This is a genomic window from Ilumatobacter nonamiensis YM16-303 (assembly GCF_000350145.1).
Classification (GTDB): Bacteria; Actinomycetota; Acidimicrobiia; order Acidimicrobiales; family Ilumatobacteraceae; genus Ilumatobacter_A; species Ilumatobacter_A nonamiensis.
In genome coordinates this window covers 1-8,171 of sequence record NZ_BAOL01000308.1, presented here as the reverse complement: position 1 = coordinate 8,171, position 8,171 = coordinate 1, and the positions used below count along the sequence as shown (strand labels likewise).

Here is an 8,171-nt window from a genome sequence, read left to right as displayed (position 1 = left end):
CGCACGGAGCGCGGGAACTGTTCACGAGAACCGGGTGGGGGAGGGTGTGGGAAGATGGGTGGATGAGCGACGTGATCGAATTCTCCGCCGGCGACTTCGTCCACCTCGGCCTGGGAGCGACGACCGTCCCGCTCCCCCGCCACACCGGCGACATGAGTTGGTACGCCGAGTACGGACGGCTGCACGGAGCGGACGGCACCGAGGGCCGACTGGTGTCGATGCACAGCTTCTCGGAGTCGTGGGATTCGTGGGAGGTGCACCCGAAGGGCAGCGAACTCGTGCTGTGCGTCGCGGGAACGATCAGGCTCACCCAGGAGGACCCCGACGGAACGGTGTCGACCGCGACGCTCTCGGCCGGTCAGGCGGTCGTCAACCAGCCCGGCGTGTGGCACACCGCCGATGTCCCCGACGCGGGTGACCCACCGACCGTGGTGTTCATCACGGCCGGCGAGGGCACCGAGCACCGCCCGCGTTGAGTGGGACCGGGCGGCCGATGACCGCGATGTCGCCCGTGGTCGGAGTCGGCCCCCACCCTCGACCGTGGCCCGACGACCCGCGTCTCGACGCCGAGCTCCTCGCCGACGGCGACCGCCGCAACGTCCTCGACCGCTATCGCTACTGGACGGTCGACGCCATCGTCGCCGACCTCGACACCCGCCGCCACGCCTTCCACGTCGCGATCGAGAACTGGGAGCATGATTTCAACATCGGGACCGTCGTCCGCAACGCCAACGCCTTCCTCGCCGCAGCGGTCCACATCATCGGTCCGCACCGCTGGGATCGCCGGGGTGCGATGTCGACCCACCGCTATCTCCACCTCGTCCACCACGTCGACATCGACGCCTTCGCAGCGTGGGCGAGCGACAACGACACGGCGATCGTCGCGATCGACAACGTCGACGGGTCGGTCCCCATCGAGTCCGAGCCGCTACCCGAACGGTGCGTGCTCCTGCTCGGCCAGGAAGGTCCCGGACTGTCCGCCGCCGCCTTGGCCGCAGCGGACACCATCTGCGCGATCACCCAGTACGGGTCGACCCGTTCACTGAACGCGGGCGTCGCGTCCGGGATCGCGATGTACGCCTGGGCGAGTCAACACGCCGAACCACGCCCGGGAGACACATGAGCGGCGGCAGCGACACGTCGCGCGAGTTGGTCTCGGAGCTGGCCGCGCTCCTCGGACCCGAGGGTTGGCTCCCGCCCGACGACATCGCCGACCGACTGGTCGACTTCCGCGGTGTCTTCACCGGGTCGGCGCTCGGCCTCGCCCGCCCGGCATCGACGGACGAGGTCTCGGTCGTCGTGCGGACCTGCGCGGCGTACGGCGCGTCCGTCGTCACCCAGGGCGGGAACACCGGGTTGAGCGGCGGAGCGATCCCCGTCGGTGATCGACCGACCGTTCTGCTGACACCCTCGCGGATGAACGCGATCGAGGAGGTCAACACCGCGCGTTCGACGATCACCGCACAGGCGGGCGTGACGATCCAGGCGCTGCAGGAGGCCGCGGCCTCGGCCGACCGGCTGTTCGCCCCGGACTGGGGCGCACGCGGGACCGCGACCCTCGGCGGCGGGATCGCCACGAACGCCGGGGGCATCAACGTGCTGCGCTACGGCAGCATGCGCGAGCAGGTGCTCGGCCTGGAGGTCGTGCTGGCCGACGGCCGCGTCTGGGACGGACTCCGCGCGCTCCCGAAGGACAATTCGGGCTTCGACCTGAAACAGTTGTTCATCGCGTCCGAGGGGACCATCGGAATCGTCACCCGCGCCGTTCTGCGACTCCATCCGCTCCCGTCGGCCCATCGAACCGCGTTCGTGGCGCTGCGATCGCTCGGCGACCTCGACGCCCTCTTCGCACTGGCGCGCGCCCGTCCGCCCGGAGCCTTGAGCGCGTTCGAGTTGATCCCCGAGACCGGCGTGCGTCAGGTCGTCGATCGCTTCGACATCGTCCGTCCGATGTCGACCGTCGCCGACTGGTACGTCCTGCTCCGGTTCAGCGGCGAGCCGGGAGTCGGCGACGCGCTGATCGACCTCCTCGCCACCGCCTCCGACGACGGACTGATCGTCGACGGCGTCGTCGCCGACTCGACACCCCACGAGGACAACCTCTGGCTGCTGCGCGACGAACTGACCGCCACCCGGTCGTTCGGCGGTTTCGGGGTGAAGTACGACCTCGCGATCCCGCCGGACCGGATCGAGCGGTTCCTCACTCTCGCGTCGGCGGCGGTCGCGGAGATCCTCGCCGACGCCCTGTCGTACGCGTTCGGTCACGTCGGTGACGGGAACATCCACTTCACGGTGCTCCGACCCGACGGCGACGACCGGGACCTGGAACGCGTCGCGCCCGACATCACCGCAGCGATCGACCGGATCGTGTGGGACCTCGGCGGGACGATCAGCGCCGAGCACGGGCTCGGTCGCGAACTCCGCAGCCGCATCGTCGGGCAGAAACCGGAGATCGAGTTCGAGCTGATGCGGACGATCAAGGCTGCGCTCGACCCCGACGACCGCCTCAACCCCGACGTGATGCTCCCCGACCCTCCCGCGCGGTGAGTGCTACGTGAGTCCGAGCCGCTCGAACTGGTCGACCGGAGCGTCGACATCGAGCATCGCCTCGCGCAGCAGCGTCGCCATCTCGTCGGCACCACGCTCGGTCGAGCGGTTCTCCTGCTCGTCCGGATCGGTGTCCAGGTCGAACATGAAATGGCGGTCGACGTTCCGACCCCCGACCCAGAACGGGAGCATGTCCCCCGCCTGGAAGGGTTGGCGGATCACCGGGATGTCCGAGCCGGGCATGCGGTCGAGCCAGGCCCGGTCATCGGGCGGAGGGATTCCATCCACGCCGGCGATGTGGATCGGCATCGTCGACCACCGGTTCGACCACATCGACAACGGGAAATTCTCGTCCACGGCACCACGCACGTACTTGGTGCGTCCGTCGGTGACCTGCACCCAGCCGCCGTAGTAGCCGCCGATTGCCCAGTCCCGGATCGACGTCGCGTGGCCGGTCAGCAACGGGACCATCGAGCGGCCGTGGGTCCGATGGCCCACGTCGGCGTCGAAGACGTCGGCGATGGTCGCGAACAGGTCGACGTTCGTCGTCAACGCGTCACACACTCCCCCGCCGTCGATCCCCGGCCAGTGGACGAGCAACGGAGTGTGCCCCAACGGCTCGTACTGCGGGACGGCCGGCTTGCCCCAGATGTCCCGACCCTCGCGCACCTCGCCGAGGTAGTGCCCGTGATCGGTGCACACGATCAACGCGGTGTCGTCCCACAGTTCCCGTTCGTCGAAGGAGTCGAGAATCCGACCGAACCAGTGGTCGATCATCGACACCTTGGCGCCGTAGTTCGCTCGCACATGGGCCCCCTCGGCAGCCGTGAACGCGCCGCGTTCGATCGCTCCGTCCGCGTACGGCGGCCAGATGATCCAGTCCTCGTCCCACTCCCCGTCCTGGTACTTGCCGGCCCACGGCTGCGGGGTGTCGAACGGTTCGTGCGGATCGAACTCGTCGACGAACAGGAACCACCGGTCGTGGTGCGGCGCCGCGTCGTTCAGGAAGTTCGCGGCGGCGGTCATCGTGCGCGGGCCGGGGTAGTCCTCCTCTGCTCGGAAGAACGTCCGCGCCCGGTCGTATCCCCGACTGAACTCGGGAACTCCGAACGACTGGTGATACCACCATCCACCGCGCCGCGCGGGCATCGCCGGAGCCCCCATCCACGAGGGGTCGGCATACGTCCGCCACGGGTCACCCTCGTGACCGCGGAGGTAGTCCCATCCGTCGAAGTCGGTGTGATAGTTCTCACCGCCCGTCTCGAACAGGTGCGGATGGTCGGTGACGAGCGCGGTCGTGACCCCGGCGTGGCTCAGCACGCGGGTGATCGGTTGCTCCCAGAGCTCGATCGACCCCCACGGCTTCCACAGGAAGTCGAGCGCGCCGCACAGAATGTCGTGACGCGCGGGCATGCACGGCAACGAACCGGTGACGTGTCGGTCGAAACGAGTCGCGCGCTGCGCAGCGAACCGATCGAGGTTCGGCGTTTCGAACTCGTCGCTCCCGTAGGCCCCGAGCATGTGTCGGTTCAGCGAGTCGAGCAGGACCACTGCGACATTCTTCGGACCATCTGCCATCGGGACAGTCTGGCCGCGATCGGCGAGCCACCTCAGATTCGCTTCGATTCACACAGCGTTCTACATTCGGGGTCGACACGAGGGGGTCACCATGTCCAGGAACACCCAGCGCCGTCCCGGCACCACGGCGTTGGCCGCGGCGACGGTGATCGCACTCATCGTCGCGGCGTGCTCGTCCGACGACAACGAGTCGGGCGACACCGCCCCCGCGTCCGCCGCGCCGGTCGAGACCGAACCGGCAGAGACCGAGCCTGTCGACACCGAACCTGTCGACACCGAACCTGTCGACACCGAGGCGCCGGACTCCACCGCCTCGACCGAACCGGCTGCCCCGGCGATCACCGAGGACCGCGCGTACTACATCCTTCCGCCGGGCAACTACGGCGGTCTTCCGAAGACCGACGAATCGACCGATCAACTCGCGCTCTACGACTCGCTGACGCCATTGCGTGACGACGTCTCCGACGCGGACATCGACGAACTGTTCCTGCCGGAAGACTTCGAACCGATCGGCGAGACGATCGAAGAGGACACCGGCCGACCCGGCACGACGGTCGTGTACGACGAGTTCGGTGTTCCCCACATCACCGGCGAGACACGCGAGGACATGGCGTTCGGCGCAGGGTGGGTCGCGGCCCGCGACCGCTCACTGCTCTACACGCTGGCGATCGGCCCGTCCCGAGCGGCGGTCGCCGACGTTCCGGGCATCGACCCGTTCGGCCTCGTCACGAGCGGCCAGTCGTTCACCCCGAGCGCGGCCGCCGAGCAACTGGTCACCGACCAGGTGCAACTGATCATCGACACCTACGGCGAGGAGGGCGAGGAGATCATCTCCGACGCCCAGGCGTACGCCGACGGTCTGAACGCGTACTGGGCCGCCAACGATGTCGCCCAACCGGAAGCCACGGTCAACGACGTCATCGCGATCACATCGTTCATCGGCTCGATCTTCGGTGCCGGCGGCGGTTCCGAGGGCCGCAACGCCGAGTTCCTGTCCGCGCTCCAGAACGAGCTCGGCGAGGAGCAGGGGCGACAGGTGTTCCTCGACCTGATGCCCGACAGTGACCCCGAGGCCCCGAAGACGATCGAGGAGACATTCGACTACCCCGCACTGACCGGCGGCGACGTGACCGGTTCGGTGACGATCGACGCGGGTTCGCTGGTCTCGGTCGACCTGCTCCCCGAGGACGAAACCGCCCCGGAGGTGGAAGGTCGCGTCACGTACACCGCCGCCGACGGACCACCGTCGCGGCGAGCCTCGAACTGGCTGATGGTCGAGCCCGAGTCGTCGGCCAACGACACCACCCTTGCGGTGATGGGCCCACAGCTCGGCTACTACTACCCCGAGATCGTGCAGCAGGTGCACCTGAGCGCGCCGGGCATCGAGGCCCAGGGTGCGGCGGTTCCCGGGCTGTCGATGTACCTCCTGCTGGGCCGCACCGAGGACTACGCGTGGAGCCTCACCTCGGCCTCACAGGACGTGCGCGACGTGTTCGTCGAGATGCTGTGCGAACCCGACGGATCCGAACCGACCGTCGAGTCGCAGCACTACGAGTTCGAGGGTGAGTGCACCCCGTTCGAGAGCTTCGACGCGGGCGTCCTCGGTGACGTCCCGATCGTCTACCCGGTGTCGGTCCACGGGCCGGTGATCGCCACGGCGACGTCCGATGGTGCGCCGGTCGCGCTCACCAGCCAGCGTTCGACGTTCGGTCGCGACGGGCTCAACCTCGCGGCGCTGAAGAACATGACCGAGGGCGAAGCCGACACGGCCGACTCCTTCTTCGAGATCGCCAACCAGTTCGGATTCACGTTCAACTGGGGCTACGCGAACCGAGAGGGCACCGCGTACTTCGCCTCGGGCCGTCTCCCCGTCAGAGCGGAGGGGCTCGACCGGCGGCTGCCGACCTCGGGAACCGGTGAGTACGAATGGCAGGGGTTCCTCGAACAGGACGAGCATCCGCACGCCGCGGGGCATCCGACCGGTCGGTTGCTGAACTGGAACAACCAGTCCGCGCCCGGATTCATGCACGGCGACGGCACCCAGTACGGCTCGGTCCACCGTGTGGAGGCGTTCGATCAATGGCCGGACCAGAGCGAACTGACCGACGTCGTGGGGATCATGAACCGCTCGGCGACCGAGGACCCGAGTTCCACGGTCTGGCCCGTGATCAGCCAACTCCTCTCCGGAAGCGAGAGCGCCCCGACTCAACTGTCCGCCGAGGCCGTCCGGATCCTCGACGAGTGGGTGCTCGACGACGCGCCGATCCTCGATGCCGACGACGACGGTCTCAACGACAGTCCCGGACCGACGATCTTCGGCGCCGTCTTCGATCCGATCGTCGGTGCGGTCGGCGCATCGGTGCTCGGAGAAGAGCTCACGTTCGATCGACAGGGAATCGACGACGCCAGCTTCGTCGACAAGGATCTGCGGGCGCTGCTCGGCGAACAGGTCGACGGACCGTTCGAGGTCGCGTACTGCGCAGAGGGCGACCTCGCGGTCTGCCGCGAGGCCGTGTGGACCGCGATCGACGACGCCGTCACCGAGCTCGCCGAGGAGCGAGGCGACGATCCCATGACGTGGCTCGACGAAGGACCGCGAACCACGTTCGTCCCCGGACTGATCGACGACGACTTCCGATACACCAGTCGCCCCACGTTCCAACAGGTGCTCGAGCTTGCCCCAGCCGGCTGATCCTCGACACTGCCTGATCGTCGGCCGGGGTCGAGCCGGTGGCTCGTTCGCCCGGGCTCTGTCCGCGCGTGACTGGACCGTCGACCTCGTGTCGTCGCGCGACCTCTCGGAGGTTCCGCGTGCCGTCATCGAGCGGGCCGAGGTGGTGCTGCTCGCCGTGGCCGACGGCGCGATCGCCGACGTGGCTCGACACCTCGCCGCCCGCGGAGCCGGGATCGAGGGCGTCGTCGCCCACTGCTCCGGTGCGTGCGCGCTCGACGTGCTCGCTCCGCACGCGCGGGTGGCGTCGGTCCATCCGTTGATGTCGCTGCCCGATCCCGAGATCGGAAGCGCTCGGCTGCTCGACGCATGCACGTTCGCCGTCGCCGGTGATTCGGCGATCGTCGACGTGGTCGAGGCACTGGGCGGTCGACCGATCGACGTGCCGACGACGAAGCGCGCGACCTACCACGCTGCTGCGAGCGTCGCCGCGAACCATCTGACCGCACTGTGCGCTCAGGTCGAACGGCTCGCGAACGACGCCGAGGTTCCGGTCGACGCGTTCTGGCCGTTGATGACAACGACCTTGAGCAACGTCGCCGACGTCGGGCCGACCGCCGCCTTGACCGGCCCGGCGTCCCGGGGCGATTGGGACACCGTTCGCGATCACGTGGCCGCGATCCCCGAGTCCGAGCAAACCCTCTACCTCGTCCTGTGTGAGCGCGCCGCAACCATCGCCGGCCAACAGGTCCCGCACGACCTTCGTGTCACGCCACGGGTCTGACCCGTCGCGTGGTTCCACTGGGCGTCAGCCGGACGGGCGGCTCGGTCGGCGTTGGCCGTACATCGCCACGAACCGGGCGACCACGGTGGCGAGGAAGACCTGTCCGACGATCGCCTCGAACGCGGTGATGCGCTCGGCGAGCTCGTCGACGGGGGTGATGTCGCCGAATCCAAGCGTCGTCAGCACGACGAACGAGTAGTACACGGGCACGTCGGACGTGGGTGGATCGAGGACGGGGTCCGGTCGGAACCCGACCAACGAGAGGTAGATCCACGCGAAGATCAGCCCGATCAGGACGTAGGCGCTGATGACGCCCAGGATCGTCGACAGCGTGACCTGTTCGTGCTGGAGGATGCGGCGCGAGAGTGCCCCGAGGATCGCTCCGAGCACGACCGCCTGCAGGAGCGCTCCGATTCCGGCACCGACCGTCGTCGGCTCGAACGCGCCGATCATCACGAGCCCGACGAGCCCGAGGGTGATGAACACGGGCCGGCGCCACCGGTCGTTCTTGAGGCCGGTCGCAGAGAAACCGGCGATGATCGCGCCGAGGTTGGCCACCGAGCCGATCCGCGTCAACCACGGACCCTCACC

The 8,171-nt window shown here is 68.5% G+C and carries 7 protein-coding genes; 5 read left to right on the top strand and 2 right to left on the bottom strand.

Features of this window, described 5'->3' with window-relative positions; all coding sequences use genetic code 11:
* The first annotated feature begins 62 nt into the window (after positions 1–62).
* The 3 genes from ON45_RS20165 to ON45_RS20155 are packed head-to-tail and all read left to right on the top strand — an operon-like array spanning position 63 to position 2,547.
* Positions 63–476, top strand: a complete 414-nt coding sequence (locus ON45_RS20165; RefSeq protein ID WP_051063485.1) for a cupin domain-containing protein — start codon at positions 63–65, stop codon at positions 474–476.
* Positions 477–502: 26 nt separating this feature from the next.
* Complete coding sequence (locus ON45_RS20160; protein ID WP_085946576.1) at positions 503–1,123, top strand: TrmH family RNA methyltransferase; 621 nt, start codon at positions 503–505, stop codon at positions 1,121–1,123.
* Positions 1,120–2,547, top strand: coding sequence for an FAD-binding oxidoreductase (locus tag ON45_RS20155; RefSeq protein ID WP_040496502.1), 1,428 nt, complete (start codon positions 1,120–1,122; stop codon positions 2,545–2,547). The genes ON45_RS20160 and ON45_RS20155 overlap by 4 nt, the downstream gene beginning before the upstream one ends.
* Positions 2,548–2,550: 3 nt before the next feature.
* On the opposite strand, the gene ON45_RS20150 is transcribed toward ON45_RS20155, so the two are convergent.
* Positions 2,551–4,125, bottom strand: a complete 1,575-nt coding sequence (locus ON45_RS20150) for a sulfatase family protein (protein ID WP_040496500.1) — start codon at positions 4,123–4,125, stop codon at positions 2,551–2,553.
* A 91-nt stretch (positions 4,126–4,216) separates the two neighbouring features.
* On the opposite strand from ON45_RS20150, the gene ON45_RS20145 reads away from it, so the two are divergent.
* On the top strand, positions 4,217–6,817 hold the full coding sequence (locus ON45_RS20145) for a penicillin acylase family protein (protein WP_040496499.1): 2,601 nt from the start codon (positions 4,217–4,219) through the stop codon (positions 6,815–6,817).
* An 88-nt stretch (positions 6,818–6,905) separates the two neighbouring features.
* Positions 6,906–7,580, top strand: coding sequence for a Rossmann-like and DUF2520 domain-containing protein (locus ON45_RS20140; RefSeq protein WP_158412551.1), 675 nt, complete (start codon positions 6,906–6,908; stop codon positions 7,578–7,580).
* 24 nt (positions 7,581–7,604) lie between these two features.
* On the opposite strand, the gene ON45_RS20135 is transcribed toward ON45_RS20140, so the two are convergent.
* The coding region (locus tag ON45_RS20135; protein WP_040496497.1) for an ion channel at positions 7,605–8,171 on the bottom strand (567 nt) is incomplete at its 5' end.